15 protein-coding genes and 1 riboswitch are annotated in these 16,193 nt (G+C 72.0%); of the genes, 9 read left to right on the top strand and 6 right to left on the bottom strand.

Annotation, left to right across the window (positions count from 1 at the left end; genetic code table 11):
* Positions 1-423: 423 nt before the first annotated feature.
* Genes sbnA through ACFW5B_RS11515 form a run of 5 tightly spaced genes read left to right on the top strand, consistent with a single transcriptional unit; the run spans position 424 to position 6,730 of the window.
* Entirely contained in the window at positions 424-1,371 is a 948-nt protein-coding gene (sbnA, locus tag ACFW5B_RS11535; RefSeq protein WP_386436867.1) for a 2,3-diaminopropionate biosynthesis protein SbnA, read from the top strand.
* Between the two features lie 16 nt (positions 1,372-1,387).
* Positions 1,388-2,389, top strand: coding sequence for a 2,3-diaminopropionate biosynthesis protein SbnB (gene sbnB / locus ACFW5B_RS11530; RefSeq protein WP_386436865.1), 1,002 nt, complete (start codon positions 1,388-1,390; stop codon positions 2,387-2,389).
* Positions 2,386-4,236, top strand: a complete 1,851-nt coding sequence (locus ACFW5B_RS11525) for an FAD/NAD(P)-binding protein (RefSeq protein WP_386436863.1) — start codon at positions 2,386-2,388, stop codon at positions 4,234-4,236. The genes sbnB and ACFW5B_RS11525 overlap by 4 nt, the downstream gene beginning before the upstream one ends.
* Positions 4,233-5,435: a trans-sulfuration enzyme family protein gene (locus ACFW5B_RS11520; RefSeq protein ID WP_386436861.1), complete on the top strand. Its 1,203-nt coding sequence runs from the start codon at positions 4,233-4,235 to the stop codon at positions 5,433-5,435. The genes ACFW5B_RS11525 and ACFW5B_RS11520 overlap by 4 nt, the downstream gene beginning before the upstream one ends.
* The gene (locus ACFW5B_RS11515) at positions 5,432-6,730 is read left to right on the top strand and encodes a benzoate/H(+) symporter BenE family transporter (RefSeq protein WP_386436858.1); all 1,299 of its coding nucleotides are present in this window, start codon (positions 5,432-5,434) and stop codon (positions 6,728-6,730) included. Before ACFW5B_RS11520 ends, ACFW5B_RS11515 begins: the two co-directional genes overlap by 4 nt.
* 118 nt (positions 6,731-6,848) lie before the next feature.
* On the opposite strand, the gene ACFW5B_RS11510 is transcribed toward ACFW5B_RS11515, so the two are convergent.
* The 3 genes from ACFW5B_RS11510 to ACFW5B_RS11500 all read right to left on the bottom strand — a co-directional run bounded on the left by ACFW5B_RS11510 (position 6,849) and on the right by ACFW5B_RS11500 (position 8,863).
* A complete protein-coding gene (locus tag ACFW5B_RS11510) occupies positions 6,849-8,087 on the bottom strand; it encodes an SPFH domain-containing protein (RefSeq protein WP_386436855.1) in 1,239 nt (412 codons plus the stop codon).
* A gap of 103 nt (positions 8,088-8,190) precedes the next feature.
* On the bottom strand, positions 8,191-8,412 hold the full coding sequence (locus ACFW5B_RS11505) for a hypothetical protein (protein ID WP_386436852.1): 222 nt from the start codon (positions 8,410-8,412) through the stop codon (positions 8,191-8,193).
* A 130-nt stretch (positions 8,413-8,542) separates the two neighbouring features.
* On the bottom strand, positions 8,543-8,863 hold the full coding sequence (locus tag ACFW5B_RS11500; protein WP_386436849.1) for a hypothetical protein: 321 nt from the start codon (positions 8,861-8,863) through the stop codon (positions 8,543-8,545).
* A gap of 162 nt (positions 8,864-9,025) precedes the next feature.
* Here ACFW5B_RS11500 and ACFW5B_RS11495 point away from each other — a divergent pair, with 162 nt between their 5' ends.
* Positions 9,026-9,994, top strand: a complete 969-nt coding sequence (locus tag ACFW5B_RS11495) for a hypothetical protein (protein ID WP_386436846.1) — start codon at positions 9,026-9,028, stop codon at positions 9,992-9,994.
* Positions 9,995-10,032: 38 nt separating this feature from the next.
* Positions 10,033-10,121: riboswitch (ZMP/ZTP riboswitch) on the top strand.
* Positions 10,122-10,142: 21 nt separating this feature from the next.
* On the top strand, positions 10,143-10,997 hold the full coding sequence (locus ACFW5B_RS11490) for a bifunctional 5,10-methylenetetrahydrofolate dehydrogenase/5,10-methenyltetrahydrofolate cyclohydrolase (protein WP_386436844.1): 855 nt from the start codon (positions 10,143-10,145) through the stop codon (positions 10,995-10,997).
* Positions 10,998-11,122: 125 nt separating this feature from the next.
* Here the strand turns inward: ACFW5B_RS11490 and ACFW5B_RS11485 are convergent, their stop codons facing one another.
* The 3 genes from ACFW5B_RS11485 to ACFW5B_RS11475 form a co-directional block, all read right to left on the bottom strand.
* On the bottom strand, positions 11,123-12,244 hold the full coding sequence (locus ACFW5B_RS11485) for an NADH:flavin oxidoreductase (protein ID WP_386436841.1): 1,122 nt from the start codon (positions 12,242-12,244) through the stop codon (positions 11,123-11,125).
* A gap of 154 nt (positions 12,245-12,398) precedes the next feature.
* Positions 12,399-13,571, bottom strand: coding sequence for an NAD(P)/FAD-dependent oxidoreductase (locus ACFW5B_RS11480; protein ID WP_386436839.1), 1,173 nt, complete (start codon positions 13,569-13,571; stop codon positions 12,399-12,401).
* Positions 13,568-13,888, bottom strand: a complete 321-nt coding sequence (locus ACFW5B_RS11475) for a bifunctional 3-phenylpropionate/cinnamic acid dioxygenase ferredoxin subunit (protein WP_386436836.1) — start codon at positions 13,886-13,888, stop codon at positions 13,568-13,570. The genes ACFW5B_RS11480 and ACFW5B_RS11475 overlap by 4 nt, the downstream gene beginning before the upstream one ends.
* A 163-nt stretch (positions 13,889-14,051) precedes the next feature.
* Here ACFW5B_RS11475 and ACFW5B_RS11470 point away from each other — a divergent pair, with 163 nt between their 5' ends.
* Positions 14,052-14,852, top strand: a complete 801-nt coding sequence (locus ACFW5B_RS11470) for an IclR family transcriptional regulator (RefSeq protein WP_386436833.1) — start codon at positions 14,052-14,054, stop codon at positions 14,850-14,852.
* A 237-nt stretch (positions 14,853-15,089) separates the two neighbouring features.
* Positions 15,090-16,175 carry an S-(hydroxymethyl)mycothiol dehydrogenase gene (locus tag ACFW5B_RS11465; protein ID WP_386436830.1) on the top strand — a complete coding sequence of 362 codons (1,086 nt, stop codon included), beginning with the start codon at positions 15,090-15,092 and terminating at the stop codon, positions 16,173-16,175.
* Positions 16,176-16,193 lie beyond the last annotated feature (18 nt).

Genomic DNA, 16,193 nt, shown 5'->3' with positions numbered 1-16,193 from the left:
GCCCGGGGTCACGGACCCCGGGCCCGCCGCACGTCCGGCCGGACACGCCCGGCGCCGCCGGTGTCGCGGAATTGTTTATTCCGGCGCGGAATCATTTCGTCCGGCGTCGTCACCAGGTATAACGCAATGTCAGGAGAGTTGCCCCGGGGCGGGATCCTGGGGCGCATTTCATGGTTCAACGTTTTTGGTGGCCATATAATCGTTGTCATCGGCCTTGCGTGATGGCACGATTGTTCTGTCACATCGCGAATGGGGGATTTGCGGCATCGGGGGACGGGGGAAGAGTCCCTTCTGCGGAGCGCGCCTGACCCGTGCGCCGACCAACAAGCCCGTGGGCTCCTCGCTTCGGCGAGCGCACTTGCTTTGCGCTGCCCATTTTCAACGGTTTGGACTCTGGTGATAGCGGAAGAAGTTTATGATCTCGTGCTGGATGATCTCTTCATTCGGCTTGACCAATTAGTTCCCGGCAGTTCAGTCTTCCTCAAACTGGAAGGCCTCAATCCTGCCGGATCGGTAAAACTCAAAACTGCCGTCGCGCTGGTCGCGGCGGCCGAGGAGTCCGGGCGCTGCTTCCCGCGCACCCGGCTGATCGAGTCGACGTCGGGAAACCTCGGCGTCGCCCTGGCGATGGTGTGCGCGGCCAAGGGGTACCGGCTCACCTGTGTCACGGACCCCAACTCCACCGTTCAGTCGCGGCGTCTGATGGAGGTCCTCGGCGCCGACGTGGTGGTCATCGACGTCCGGGACGTGCACGGCGGCTATCTGCAGTCGCGCATCGACTACATCGGCGAGCGGCTGCGCCGTGAGCCCGACCTGTTCTGGCTGAACCAGTACGCCAACCCGGCCGGGCCGCAGGCCCACCGGGACCGCACCGGGCGGGCGCTCCTCAAGGAGATCGGCCACATCGACTACGCCTTCATCGGGGCCGGAACCACGGGCACCCTGATGGGCTGTGCGGAATACCTGCGCCGCCACAGCCCGGCCACCCGGATCATCGCGGTGGACGCCGAGGGCTCCGTGACCTTCGGCGGGCCCGCCGCCCGTCGCCACATTCCCGGCCTGGGGACGAGCAGGCGGCCGGAAATTCTGGACACCACGCATATCGATGACGTCGTGCTCATTTCCGAGTCGGCCGCCGTCGAGATGTGCCGGACGCTGGCCGAGGAACGCGGCCTGCTGCTGGGGGGTTCGTCCGGCACGGTGCTGAGCGCCGTGCAGGACGCCGCAAAGGAGATCCCGGACGGGAGCGTCGTGGTGGCGCTTTCACCCGACTTCGGGGACCGCTATCTGGAAACCGTCTACAACGACGTATGGGTGGCGGAACGCTGGCCCGAGCTCGTCGCAAAGAAAATATCTCAGGCACCGGCCTGAGTGGGGGGAATGATAGATGTTCAATTTTGAGATCGTGGCCGGGGAAACGGTCCGTCACGTTCTGCACGGCAAGCGGGAAGACGTACTCGGCATAGTCAGCAGCGCCTATCGGGCGCATGAGGCCGGGGACTCCGTCAACCCGGACAGCTACTTTCTGCGCTTCCCGGAGAAGCCGGATTCCCGGATCATCGCGCTGCCGGCCTTCCTGGGCGCCGATGTCCAGCTCGCCGGCATCAAGTGGATCGCGAGCTTCCCCGGCAACACCCGCCGCGGGGCCCCGCGCGCCTCGGCCGTCCTGCTCCTGAACGACTACGAGACCGGGTACCCGATCGCCTGCCTCGAAGCCGCCAACATCAGCGCGGCCCGCACCGCCGCCTCCGCGGCCGTCGCCGCGACCGCGCTCCGCCCCGACGGCTACGCGGGCACCCGTATCGCCGTTGTGGGCGGCGGCGTCATCGCCCGCAACATCTGCGACTACCTGCACGTCGCGGGCTGCGCCCCGGACGCCTACCTCGTCCATGACCTCGACGAGGCCTCCGGACAGGCCCTGGCCGACCATGTGCGCTCCACACAGGACCGTCCGGCGACCTTCACCGCCGACCTCGACGACGCGCTCCGGGCCGACACCGTGGTGTTCGCCACGACCGCTCTCGCGCCCTACGTCAGCACGCCGTTCAAGCCCGGCCAGCTCGTGCTCAACATCTCGCTGCGCGACCTCACCGCCGAGGTGGTCCTCGGCGCGGACAACATCTTCGACGACGTCGAGCACTGCCTCAAGGCGCAGACCTCGCCGCACCTGGCCGAGCAGCTGTCCGGCTCCCGCGAGTTCGTGACCGGAACCCTCGCCGGAGTGCTCAACGGGGAGGTGACGCTCTCCGCGGACCGTCCGGTGATCTTCTCGCCGTTCGGGCTGGGCGTGCTGGACCTCGCCGTGGGGGCGTTCGTCCTCGGTGAGGCACGCAAGGACGGCAACACCATCGAGGTGCCCAACTTCTTCGGGGAGACGCGCCGGTGGTGAAGCACAGACCCCTCTCCGTCGCGATCGTCGGCGCCGGATCGCGGGGGCTGGGCGTCTTCGAGCGGCTGGTCGCGCACTGTCCGGCGCAGCCCGTGCCGGTGACCGTCCACCTCATCGACCCGCAGCCCTTCGGTCCCGGCTTCCATCTGCCCGGCCAGCCCGACCATCTGCTGCTCAACACCGTCTGCGCACAGCTCTCGGCGTTCGCCGACGCACAGATGGTGGACGGCCCCGTACCGATATCCGGCCCCTCGCTGCATGAATGGTGCCGGCGCCAGGACCTGCGGCTGGCGGACGACGGCTACACCGTGCGGGCCGGCCAGGGACGGGAGATCCGGCCCAACGACTTCCTGCCGCGCCGGCTGCTGAGCGAATACCTCACCTGGGCCGCGGGAGAGATCGCCGACGCGGCACCCGACAGCGTCACACTGCGCCAGCACCCCACGACGGCCGTCGACATCCGCCCCGGTGAGTCGGGCACCGAGACGGTCGTCCTCGCCGACGGCACCCGGATCGACGCCGACGCGGTGTTCGTCACCGTCGGCCACCACTCCCTCTACCGTCCGGCCGAACCCGCTCCCGACCCCCGGCTCGTCACCCGCCCCTATCCGCTGCCCGAGGCGCTCGACGGCATCGGAGCGGGCGAGCGGGTGGCCGTCCTCGGCATGGGGCTGACGGCCATGGACGTCATCGCCACACTGACCCTCGGACGCGGCGGCCGGCACACCACCGGCGTGCAGGGCATGAGCTATCGGCCCAGCGGGCGGGAGCCGTTGATCGTGCTCACCAACCGCTCCGGTATGCCCTCCCGCAGCCGCCCGCGTCTCCACCCGGGACGGATGCGCTGCGCCCCGCTGGCGCTGACCACGGAGCGCCTCGACGCACTCCGCGCACAACGGCCGGACCGGCGGCTCGACTTCGCCTCCGATGTGCTGCCGCTCATCGAGGCCGAGATGGAACTCGCCTACTACCGCGTCCTGCTGGGCCGGGAGTTGGACGACGCCACGGACGCGGGGCCGGAGATGGCCGGGCGCTGCGCCCGGACCGGCCACGCGGCCCTGCTCGACGAGCTGCGCGCCCGGTTCGGCCCCAGCCCGGTGCCCGGCATCCTCGCCGCGAGCCTCTCCGACCGGAAGTGGGCGGAGTACGCGGCCTACGAGGACTGGTTCACCACCGAGGTCGCCGACGACCTGACCGAGGCGCGCGCGGGCCTCGGGGCCAGCCCGCTCAAGGAAGCCCTGGAGGTGCTGCGCGACCACCGTGACGTACTGCGCGCGGTCATCGATCCGCCCGGCGTCGACGACGTGTCGCTGGCCGCCTTCTTCGGGGAGTTCACCTCGGCGGTGAACCGCCTGGTGATCGGCCCGCAGCTGGACCGGTCGGCGGAGCTGCTCTCCCTGATCGACGCGGGGGTCGTCCGGCTCGGCCCCGGGCCGCAGCCGAAGATCGTCGCCCCCGCCGGACAGGGACCCTGGCGGCTGGAATCCACCTGCCTGGCCGAGCCGTTGCGGATGGAGGTCGACCACGTCGTACAGGCGCATGTGGCCGAGCCCGCGGCGGACCGGGCGCCCGGGACGCTGCTCGGCACCCTCGTCGCCGCCGGCCGCGTCCGCACCCTCGCGCACCGCGGCGTAGCGGTGCACGGGCTGGACGTCACCCGGCAGGGCCAGGGGATCGACCGTACGGGCACCCCGCAGCCCCGGCTGTTCTTCCTCGGACCGCACACCGAGGGGTCCAGCTACTACAACCACTATGTGCCCTCACCCGGCGCGCCCTCCCGTGCGCTGCTGGACGCGGAACTTGCCCTGAGCACCGCTCTGCCGTCACTGATTACGAGGAAGCGATGAACAACAGCGAGACCTTCACCCCCTGGACGCAGGAGTACCGGCCCGAGACGCGCGCCGCGCAGGGCGACGGCTGGCGCTGCCCGACCACCGGCGCCGTACCGCCCCCGGTCAGCCTGGGCGCGACCTTCGCACGCGACGACCAGTACCGCGCGCCGGCCGGCCTGGCGTATCTGCGCGACCAGGGCACCCCGGGGTACGAGCAGGTCGAGCAGGTGGTGGCGGGCCTCGAAGGCGGCTCGGACGCCCTGGTCTTCTCGTCCGGCATGGCCGCCGCCACCGCCGTCTTCCAGGTGCTGCCGGCCGGTGCCCGGGTGGTGGTCCCGCAGACCATGTACTTCGGACTCACCAAGTGGCTGCTGGAGTTCGGCCCGCAGCGCGGCCTGGAGGTCGTCCAGGCGCCCATGAACGACCTGGACGCGGTGGCGGCCGCGGTGAGCGCCGCGCCGACCGCGCTGGTGTGGGCGGAGTCCCCGGCCAACCCCACCTGGACGGTGACCGATATCGCCGCCGTCGGCGAGATCGCGCACCGGGCCGGTGCCCTGTTCGGCGTCGACAACACCGTCCCCACTCCGGTGCACTCCCGGCCGTTCGCCCTCGGTGCGGACCTGATCATGCATTCGGGCACCAAGTACCTCAACGGCCACACCGATGTCGTGGCCGGACTCCTCGTCAAGGCGTCCGGGACCAGCGAGGGCCGGGACGCGATCTGGGAGCGGCTGCGGCTGCACCGACGGCTCACCGGCCCGATACTCGGCCCCATGGAGACCTACCTCCTGATGCGGGGCATACGGACGCTCTTCCCCCGTATGCGGCAGATCTCGGAGACCGCGATGGCGGTGGCCGAGCACTTCGCCGAGCACCCCCGCATCCGGCGGGTGGCCTACCCGGGGCTCGCCTCCGACCCCGGGCACGCCGTCGCCGCGCGGCAGATGACGGGGGGCTTCAGCGGCATGCTCTCCCTGCACGTCGACGGCGAGTGGCAGCAGTCCCTGCGGACCGCGAACCACTGCGAACTCTTCATCCGTGCCACGTCGTTGGGCGGTGTGGAGAGTCTGATCGAACACCGCTACACCTTCGAAGGGCCGGGTAGTACTTCGCCGAAGGACATGCTGCGGCTGTCCATAGGTCTGGAGAGCCCCGCAGACCTTGTCGCCGACCTCGAACAGGCCCTGGAAAAGGCCGTGAAGGAAGACCGTTGAGTTCCAAGACACCCACCCCCCACCCCGATGCCGCACCGCCGGACTCCGCCTCACCGGAGCCGGCGGGCGCGGCGGACGGGTCCCCGCCGGCGCAGCCCGGCACCCGGCCCGGCCTGTTCCGCGACGCCTCGCTGTCCGCGGTGCTGGCGGGCTTCGTCGCCGTCGTCGTGTCCTACTCGGGACCGCTCGTCATCGTGCTCGCGGCGGCGTCCGCCGGGCATCTGAACACCGCCCAGACCAGTTCCTGGGTCTGGGCCATCTCCATCGGCAGCGGGCTCACCTGTATCGGGCTGAGCCTGCGCACCAAGATGCCGGTGATCACCGCATGGTCGACACCGGGCGCGGCCCTGCTGGTCACCAGCCTGGGGGCGTACTCCTACCCGGAGGCCATCGGCGCGTTCATCGTCACCGGTCTGGTGATCACCTTGGTCGGGCTGACCGGAGTGTTCGGCTGGCTGATGCGGCAGGTGCCCACCGCCGTGGTCTCCGCGATGCTCGCCGGCATCCTCTTCTCCTTCGGCACCGGGGTGTTCACCTCACTCAAGACCGCCCCGCTCATCGCCGGTTCCGTGCTGCTCGCCTACCTCCTGGCGAAGCGGTGGCTGCCCCGGTACGCGGTCCTGGTCGCCCTGGCGGCGGGCGTCGCGGCCAGTGCGGTCAGCTCGAAGCTGGACATCCATCTGGACCGGATCGAGCTGGCCAAGCCGGTGCTGACGACCCCGGAGTTCTCGGTCGCCTCCCTCATCGGCATCGCGGTGCCGATGATCCTGGCGACGCTCGCCTCGCAGAACGCACCGGGCATGGCCGTGCTCACCGCCTCCGGCTACCAGCCCAAGGACCGCCTCCTCATCGGCTCCACGGGCCTGGTGTCCACGGCCCTGGCCCCGTTCGGCTCGCACGCCATCAACCTCGCCGCGATCACCGCCGCCATCTGCACCGGCCCCGAGGCGCACCGCGACCCGCGGCGGCGCTATGTCGCCGGTGTCTCCTGCGGCGCGTTCTACCTCCTCATCGGGGCCTTCGGCTCCACTCTGGTGGTGCTCTTCGCGGGCCTGCCCAAGGAGCTGGTGGCGGCGGTCGCCGGCGTCGCCCTGCTCGGAGCGCTGGCCGGGGGGCTGACCGGCGCGGTGAAGGAGGAGAAGGACCGCGAGGCGGCCCTGATCACCTTCCTCGCCACCGCCTCCGGGCTCACCCTCTTCGGCATCGGCTCGGCCTTCTGGGGTCTGCTCTTCGGCGTCATCGCCCACCTCGTTCTGACCCGCCGGCGCGCCGCGTCCGCGGAACCCGCCAAGTGACCGCCGCCGGCCCCGGGCCGGCGGCCACCCCCTGACCGAGGCCCGCAGGGGCCGCCGGGCATCTTCGTGTGTCCGGGGGCCGGTGCGGGCCGGCCGGGCGTTCGCCTGTGGACGCGTCCTACCCCCCGGCCCCCGCCCCGTCCTGCTTCAGCTGCGTCACCTTCCGGGGCAGCGGCCCGGTGCCGTCGGCCGGCGGGGCAGCGGCGCCCGGCGAGGTGGTCGTTCCCTTCTTCAGGCTGTCGAGAATGGCCAGCCCCTGGCCGACGATGCCGGAGACGATCTCGTTCACGCCGTCGGCGCCGTTGAGGACGGTCAGCCGGGTGCCGGAGAGGCCCTCCGCCGCGGACTCGGCGAGGGCGGGGAGGTTCTCCACGGTGCGGTTGGCGGCGATCAGTTCCTGGTTGCCGTCCCGCAGGGAGCCCGCGAGGGCCGTGTTGGCATCGGCGCGCGCCTGGGCGACGGTCCGTTCGGTGTACGCGCGGGCGTCCGCCTCGTACCGGACCTGGTCCCGCCGCGCCTCCGCGAGGGTGCGCACCCGGTAGGCCTCGGCGTCCGCGGGGCGGCGTACCTCGGCCTCCAGCCGCTGGGCGGCGAGCGAGGCCTGCCGCTGGGCCAGCGCGGTCTGCTCCTCGATGACCTCCTGTGAGGCCCTGGCCTGGGAGAGCGGGCCGGCCTGCGCAGCGCGGGCGTTGTACTGCTCGGTCTCGGCGAGGAACCCGGCCCGTTTGATGGCGGTGTCCCGCTCGTACTCGGCCTTCAACGCCGCCGCCTGCTGCTCGCGTTCGGTCGCCTCCTGGTCGGCCTTGGCCTGCGCGATCCGGGCCGTGCTGGCCACCGCGGCGGCGTGCGGTGCGGCGAGATTGGTGATGTAGCCGGAGGTGTCGGCGATCTCCTGGATCTGCAGGGCGTCGACGACGATGCCGAGCTTCTCCATCTCGGAGTGGCTGCCGTCCTTGACCTCCTGGGCGACCCGGTCCCGCTCCCGGATGATCTGCTCGACGGTCAGTCCGCCGACGATCGAGCGCAGATGACCGGCGAAGATCCGGCCCACCAGCTCCTCCATGGTGGCCTGCTCGGACAGGAACCGGCGGGCGGCGTTGGCGATGGACGTCTGGTCGTCCCCGACCTTGAAGACGGCGACCGCCCGGACGCCGAGCCGGATGCCCTGCTGGGTGACGCAGTCCTCGGAGATCTCGGCCTCCCGCAGCGACAGCGACAGCACGCTCGCCTTCTGCTTGACGGGCATGACCCAGCAGCCATGGCCGGTGACGATACGGAATTGGGCGTCCTCGGCCCGGCGTTTCGAGCCGGAGATCAACAGCGCCTCGTTCGGCGCGGGAACATGCCAGAACAACATCGGAAGGCTCCTGGTCCGTTCCGACCGGCCTCGGCCGGCTGCGGGGACGGCCGCGGGACAACGGAGTGCGCCCGCGACCGGCCACGGTCTGCGGGTCCGCCGGTCACGCGGGCAGCGGCGCGACGATCACCGACCGCGCCGAGGTGTGGTCCACCACGATGACCTGCGTGTGCCGGGCGATGGGCTCGCGGGACCAGGCGGCGAAGGCCTCGGTGCCGCCGCGAACCGGCAGCAGCACCTCACCCGGGCCGTCGCTCGGGATGGCGACGGTCACCCGCCCGATCACCCCGATCGGGCCGAAGTCCGTGTCATCCCTCGCGCTCACTCGGGCTCCGTCGCTGGTCAAAGCCGCTGTCGGCGCAGCCGCCGGACAGCGGGAAATCCTCGACAACTCAACGGTACTCCGGCCGGGGTGCCGCTCGCGCCGCCGGTGCGGGCGGCCGCCGCGGCCCCCTTCAGGCGTCGAGCCGGGCCGGGCGGGCCGCCGGGACGACGGGCTTCCGCGGCGGCAGCACGTCGGGCGCACGGTGCGGCCGCAGAGCCGTGAGGGCGATTTCGGTCTCCTCCATCAGCGCACGGTAGGAGACCAGCCGCTGCCACTCGGGATCGGCGACGCCGGGCACCGTGGCGGCGCGCTCGGTCCACTGCTTCACCAGACCGGCGAACACCGGTGTCTGCCTGATGACGTCCGCGGTGATCCACCGCGGCATCTGCCCGGGGCGGGGGAGGGACGTCTGTCCGTGACCTGCGACGGTGCCGGAAGAGGGGACGCTCATGGCCGTAGAAACGATTCTTCGACGCTGGGGTCACTGCGTATTTTCGCAGCGGGCCCCACGTCCGCCCGGCAGACAGGGACGGATCTCCCTCGAATATCACCTCATGCAGTGATCTATGGCCGGGAAGCAGTCCAATCCGGACGAAGGAACGTTGTCGCAGTCATGGAACCGAGGGAGTTGTGGGAGCGCCACGCGGTACTCGCACAGGCGTTTTGCAGCAGCGATGACGAGGTGCGCCATACACAGGGACTCCTCGACGAGGCCGAGGCCCGCCGTTCGCGCACCCTGGCCGCCTTCGCCGTGACCGTGGGCAGCGACGCGGTGGTGGCGGACCTGCTCGGCCTGGACGAACGCGAAGTGCGGCTGGCCCGGCGCACGGTGGGCAAGGAGGACGCCCGCGCGGTCGCCAAGAGCCTGCTCGCCCAGCCCAGGGCCGAGCAGCCCCCCGCTCAGCAGCCCCCCGCTCAGCAACAGCCCGCGCAGCAGGCCCCGGAGGAGCAGCCCGCCGTACCGCAGCCCGCCGCGCCGCAGTCCGCGCAGGGGACCGCCGCGCAGTCCGCCGCCGCGCCCCCCTCGCCGACGGCCCCGGCCGCCGCTCCCCAGCCCTCCGAACCGGCCTGGGCCCCGGCCCTGGACGCGGTCCTGATGAGCAGCTGGCACAACGGCGTCGACCTCACCGCCCTGGCCCATGAACTCGGTCTCGACGTCCGGCTCTTGGTCTCCCGCGCCCAACAACTGGCCACCGAGAGCCGCACCGTCCACGCCCGCGCCTCGGACCGCACCGGACGGCATCGCCGACTCGTCAACGTCCCGCCCACGCCACTGTCGGAGACACCCCATCTGGCCTGGCGCGAGCGACCGCAGCAGGCCCCACGGGAGCCGTACGAGCAGGAACCCTGGAGGCAGCAGCCGTACCACAACTACCCCAACCAGCAGGAGTATCAGGAGTATCAGGACTACCGGGGCCACGACGAGCCTCCCCAGTACCAGCCGCCCGCCCAGCCCCTGTGGGACGCCAATGCCATCACCGCCGCCCAGCACGACTGGGACGGCATCCTCAGCCAGTGGCAGGCCGGCACCGCGCCCCAACCACCGCTCTCCGCACCGAACCAGGGCGGGGGCGGCGGGTGACCACCCCTGGGCCGCGCAGTCGCGGTCGATTACAGTGGGCGGCGGGCCGTGACTGGCGCTTGGGTGGAGCACCACCGGGGAGCGGCCCGGCCCTCCACGGTCCGTGCCGCGCGCCTGGGCGATCTCCCACGACGCTCAGGAGCAGCCCATGGCCCAGGACGCCCGCCTCATGGACGGCAGCGCACTCGCCCGCGGCATCGTCGAACAGGCCGCCCGGCGCGCGGCCGACCTCACCGAACGGACCGGCACGGCCCCGTGTCTGGCGACCGTACTCGTGGGCGACGACCCCGCCTCGGTGACGTATGTCCGGATGAAGCGCAACCGCTGCGCGAAGGCCGGCATCGTCTCCCGGCACGTCGCGCTGCCCGCGGCCACGACGACCGCGGAGCTGGTCGACACGCTCACCGCGCTGTCCGATGACGCCGGGGTGCACGGCATCCTGTTGCAGCACCCGGCCGGTCCGCACATCGACGAGCGCGCCGCGTTCGAGGCGATCGCTCCCGAGAAGGACGTCGACGGCGTCACCGGCCACTCCTTCGCCGCGATGAGCTTCGGCCTGGACGGCTTCGCCTCCTGCACGCCCGGCGGCATCCTCCGGCTGCTGGATCACTACGACGTCGACCTGGCGGGCAAGCACGCCGTCGTGGTCGGCCGCAGCGCGATCCTCGGCAAGCCGGTCGGAATGCTGCTGCTCGGCCGCAACGCCACCGTCACCTACTGCCACTCCCGGACCACCGGTCTGGCGTCGGTCACCAGGGAGGCCGATGTCCTGATCGCCGCCGTCGGCCGGCCCCGGTTCCTGGGCGGTGCGCACATCAAACCCGGGGCCGTGGTCGTCGACGCCGGGTCCAACCCGGGCCATGTCGGGGACGTGGACTTCGATGCGGCACGTACCCGCGCCGCGCTGATCACCCCGGTCCCCGGCGGCGTCGGCCCGATGACCATCGCCACCCTGCTCACCCAGACCGTGGACGCCGCGACCGCCCAGCTGAACGCGGGCTGAGCACCGCCCGCCGGGCACCGGACGGTCCGCTCGTACCGGTTCGTCCCGTGGGCCACCGGGGCGCGGCCCTCTCCTGCATGCCGCGCCCCGGTGTCGCGCGTCCGGCAATCCGCTTTCGCCGAGCGTCAGTTCAGCGTCCGCAGCATCGAGGCGTCGAACGGCACAAGTGCGTCGGTACGGCCCTCGAAGATCTTGGCGGCCCACTCCGGGTCACCGAGCAGCGCCCGCCCGATGGCGACGAGGTCGAACTCGTCCCGCTCCAGGCGGTCCAGCAGGCCGTCGATGCCGGTGACACCGGCCTGTCCGCCCTTGAACGTGGCGAGGAACTCGTTGTCGAGGCCGACCGAGCCCACCGTGAGGGTCGGCCGGCCGGTGAGCTTCTTGACCCATCCGGCGAGATTGAGGTCCGAGCCCTCGAATTCGGGCAGCCAGTAACGGCGCGTCGAACAGTGGAACGCGGTGACACCGGCGTCCGTCAGCGGCGCCACGACCGCTTCGAGTTCCTCCGCGCTCTCGGCCAGGCGGGCCCGGTAGTGGTGCATCTTCCACTGGGACATCCGGAAGAGCACCGGGAAGTCCGGAGCGACCGCCTCCCGGCAGGCCGCCACGATCTCGGCGGCGAAGCGCGTACGGGCGGCGGGGCTGCCGCCGTAGCCGTCGGTCCGCCGGTTGGTGCCCGACCACAGGAACTGGTCGATCAAGTAGCCGTGCGCGCCGTGCAGTTCGACCCCGTCGAAGCCCAGCCGCTCGGCGGTGGCCGCCGCCTCGGCGAACGCCGCGATGACGTCGTCGAGGTCCTGCTGGGTCATGGCACGCCCGGACCCGGTGCCGTCGAGCGCGATGCCGGACGGGCCGGACGGCGGGGCGTCGGGGAACGGCGGCGCGCCCGCCTGACGGGCCATGCCGACGTGCCACAGCTGCGGCATGACCGTCCCGCCCGCCGCATGCACGGCCGCCACCACCCGGCTCCAGCCGTCGAGCGCGTCCTCGCCGTGGAAACGGGGGACGGCGTCGCTGGTTCCGGCGGCGGGGTGCCGCACGTAGGTCCCCTCCGTGATGATCAGGCCGACGCCGCCGGCGGCACGGCGCGCGTAGTAGTCCGCGACATCGGCGCCCGGTACACCACCCGGCGAGAACTCGCGGGTCATCGGCGCCATGGCGATCCGGTTCGGCACGGTGAGGCCGCCGAGGGCGAAGGGACGGGAGAGCGTCCGGGCGGCTCGGGTGGCGGAGGCGTGAACAGTCACGTGTGGGTCTCCTAGGGAGGGAACGCGGTCGCGGAACGCCACCGGCAAAGGCGGGCGTCCCGCTGTACCGAACACCCCACGGCGGCGCCGTCATCCACGCAGGGCACTGCTCGCACTGTCTGTTGCGCCACACCTGACGTCTTCCGGGCGGAGGTCAGGCGGTGGCCGGCTGGGCGGCGCGGGTGAGTTCGCGACGCAGGCGCATGAAGGGGCGGGGGCGGTTGAGGGCCAGGACGGCGGTGGTGCGCCCGTCGCGTTCGTAGCAGGCGAGGAAGCTGCGGTCGTCGGGCGAGCCCTCGACGATGCGCGGGGTGTCGGTGGGCAGCCGCCGGCCGGCGAACTGGAGTCGCACCCCGTACTGGTCGGACCAGAAATACGGCAGGCTCCGGTGGGTGGTGACGGTGCGTCCGGCGAGCAGGTTCCGGGCGGCGACCGCGGCCTGCTCGGTGGCGCTGGTCCAGTGCTCGGCGCGGATGCCGTCCCACCTGGCGACATCGCCGGCCGCGACGATGTGCGGCAGGCCGGTGACCCCGCCCGCGTCGCAGCACACCCCGTCGTTCAGCGGCAGTCCGGAGTCCGCGAGCCAGTCGGTGCGGGGGCGTACCCCGATGCCGATGACGACGACATCGGCGGGGAGCTGCCGGCCGTCGGTCAGCTCCACCCCGGTGACGCGGTTCCCGGTGCCGCCGTCGTGCAGGCGGGCCACGCCGGTTCCGGTGCGCAGGGCGACGCCGTGGTCCGCGTGGAGGGCGGCGCAGATCTCGGCCATCGCTTCGCCGAGTTGGGGGACGAGGGGCAGCGGAGCGGCTTCGACCACGGTGACGTCATGGCCGAGGCGGGCGCAGGACGAGGCGACCTCGGCGCCGATGAAGCCGCCGCCGATCACCACGACCCGGACCGGGCCCCGGGTCAGCTCCGCGCGCAGCGCCTGGGCGTCCTCGACGGTGCGCAGGGTGTGTGTGCCGGCGGGGACCGGGCCCGGGAGCCGGCGCGGGGTGGCGCCGGTGGCGATGACCAGGCCGTCGGTGGTCAGCGACCGTCCGCCGTCGAGGAGCACCGTCCGCCCATGGGGGTCGAGAGCGGTGGCTCGGGTGCCGAGCAGCCATTCGGCGTCGAGCTCGGCGCTCTCCTCGGCGTCGGTCAGGGCCAGTTGACCCGGTCCGGCGGTGGCGCCGGTGAGGAAGTCCTTCGACAGCGGCGGCCGGTCGTAGGGGCGGTGGTGTTCCGCCCCGACGATCACCAGCCGGCCGTCGAACCCCTGGGCGCGCAGGGCGCGAGCCGCGTACAGCCCCGCCAGCGAGGCCCCGATGACAGCGACCGACTTCATGCGGCGGTGCCCTCCTCCGCGGCGTGGTGGACGTAGATCATGCCGTCCTCGACGGTCACGGGGTGGGTGCGCACGGCCCGGCGGGCGGGCAGGCAGGTCGCCGCTCCGGTGCGGAGGTCGAACGACGCGGCGTGCAGCGGGCATTCGACCAGGCACCCCTCCAGCCAGCCGTCCGCGAGCGAGGCGTCCTGGTGGGTGCAGGTGTCGTCGATGGCGTACACCTGCCCGTCGGCGTTGAAGACGGCGATCGGCGGTGCGGTGTCGATGCGTACGGACTCACCGGTGGGCAGATCGGCGAGAGGGCAGACAGGAATCATGGGACCCCCTGTTACTGTTCGGTATCATCGAGTTTCACGATGCGCACGATGAGGCGCTATGCGCAACAGAATCCAGCCGGGGAGCGGACGCGTCAAGCGGTCCCCGGAAATGCCGGCCCTTCAATTCCCGCGCCCCGGCCGGGGTGTCAGGTGGGGAGATCCAATGGCGGACATCGTGGCGGGGCGGGCGGCGGACCGGCCGCCGAAGCAGCCGGGCGGCGTGCAGTCGGTGGACCGGGCCGTGACCGTGCTGGAGATCCTGGCCCGGCGCGGTGCGGCCGGGGTGGCCGAGCTCGCCGAGGAGCTGGGCGTCCACAAGTCGACCGCGTTCCGGCTGCTCGGTGTGCTGGAGAATCGCGGGCTGGTCGGGCAGGACCAGGAGCGCGGCACGTACCATCTCGGCGCCGGGGTGCTGCGGCTGGCAGGGGCGGCGGCCGTACGGCTGGACATCTCCCAGGAAGGCGCGGCGGTCTGCCGGCGGCTGGCCGACGAGCTGGGGGAGACGGTCAACATCGCGGTGCTGCAGGGCGATGCCGCCGTCAACATCATGCAGGTGCGCGGCCGGGCGTCGGTCACCGCGCAGAACTGGCTCGGCCGGCGCACGCCGCTGCATGCCACCTCCAGCGGCAAGGCGCTGCTCGCGTTCCAGCCCGCAGCGGTCCAGGAAGCCGTACTGGCCAGGAAGTTGCCGCGGCTCACCGAGCGGACGGTCACCTCGGCGAACGCGCTGCGCCGTGACCTGGCCGAGGTGGTCGAGCGCGGGTTCGCGGTGGCGTCCGAGGAGCTGGAGCTCGGGCTGCGGGCGGTCGCGGCGCCGGTGCGGGGGCCCGACGGTGCGGTGATCGGGGCGATCAGTGTGTCGGTGCCCGCCTACCGGCTGGCCGAGGAGCGGCTGCCGGAGGTCGTCGACGGCACGGTTGCCGCGGCCGGGGAGCTGTCGCGGCGGATGGGGTACGGCTGTTGAGGCGGTGACGGGCGGGTGCGGAGGCGGGGCCGGAGGGGGTGTTCCGGCCCCGCCCCGGTGTCCGGCCGGGTGTCTGTCTCCCCGTCCGGCCGGTGCGTCCGCGGCCATGTCCTGCAGCTTCTTGGGGCCGGCACGAAGAGCCGGCCCGAACCTCTTGACGGTGCCGATCCGGCGTCTCCACGATGTCTCTCATCGCGCAACCAGTCGTGCAGTGCGCAACACTGTGAGGGGTAGGGCATGCCACACGAAGTCCATGCCGTCGTCGCGGCGAAACAGGGCGCACCCGTGGAGCTGCGGACGATTCTGGTGCCGGACCCCGGCCCGGGAGAAGTGCTCGTCGCCGTCCAGGCCTGCGGGGTCTGCCACACCGACCTGCACTATCGGGAAGGGGCGATCAGCGATGACTTCCCTTTCCTCCTCGGCCATGAGGCGGCCGGTGTCATCGAGGCGGTCGGCCCCGGCGTCACCGGACTCGCCCCGGGCGACTACGTCGTACTCGCCTGGCGGGCGCCTTGTGGCCAGTGCCGGTCCTGCCGCCGCGGCCGGCCCTGGTACTGCTTCGACTCCCGCAACGCCGTGCAGCCGATGACCTTGTCGGACAGCACCGAGCTGACGACGGCCCTGGGCATCGGCGCGTTCGCCGAGAAGACGCTGGTCGCAGCAGAGCAGGCGGTCAAGGTCGATCCCAACGCCCGCCCCGAGGCGGCCGGTTTGATCGGCTGTGGCGTGATGGCCGGGTACGGCGCGGCGGTGCACACCGGCGGGGTGGGCAGCGGGGACACCGTCGCGGTCATCGGTTGCGGCGGGGTCGGCAACGCGGCCGTCGCCGGGGCCTCGATCGCCGGTGCGCGCCGGGTCATCGCGGTCGACATCGACGACCGGAAGCTGGACGGCGCGACCCGCTTCGGTGCCACCGACACCGTCAACTCCCGTGGTACGGACCCCGTCGAGGCGGTCCGCGGACTGACCGGCGGTCATGGCGCGGATGTGGTGATCGACGCGGTGGGCCGCCCCGAGACCTACCGGCAGGCCTTCTACATGCGGGACCTGGCGGGGACCCTCGTCCAGGTCGGCGTCCCCGAGCCGGACATGCGCATCGAGCTGCCGCTCCTCGACCTCTTCTCCCGCGGCGGCGCCCTGAAGTCCTCCTGGTACGGCGACTGCCTGCCCAGCCGCGACTTCCCCGTCCTGATCGACCGCTACCTCAGCGGACGGCTCGACCTCGGCGGATTCGTCACCGAGACGATCGCCCTGGACGAGGTGGAGTCCGCGTTCGACAAGATGCGTGACGGCCGGGTGCTGCGCTCCGTCGTGGTCCTGTAACGGCGTCACAGACGCCCC

Origin of the sequence: Streptomyces sp. NPDC058773 (assembly GCF_042746015.1) — a bacterium.
Lineage (GTDB): Bacteria > Actinomycetota > Actinomycetes > Streptomycetales > Streptomycetaceae > Streptomyces.
The sequence above is the reverse complement of the archived record's forward strand: the minus strand, read 5'-3'. Positions and strand labels throughout refer to the sequence as shown.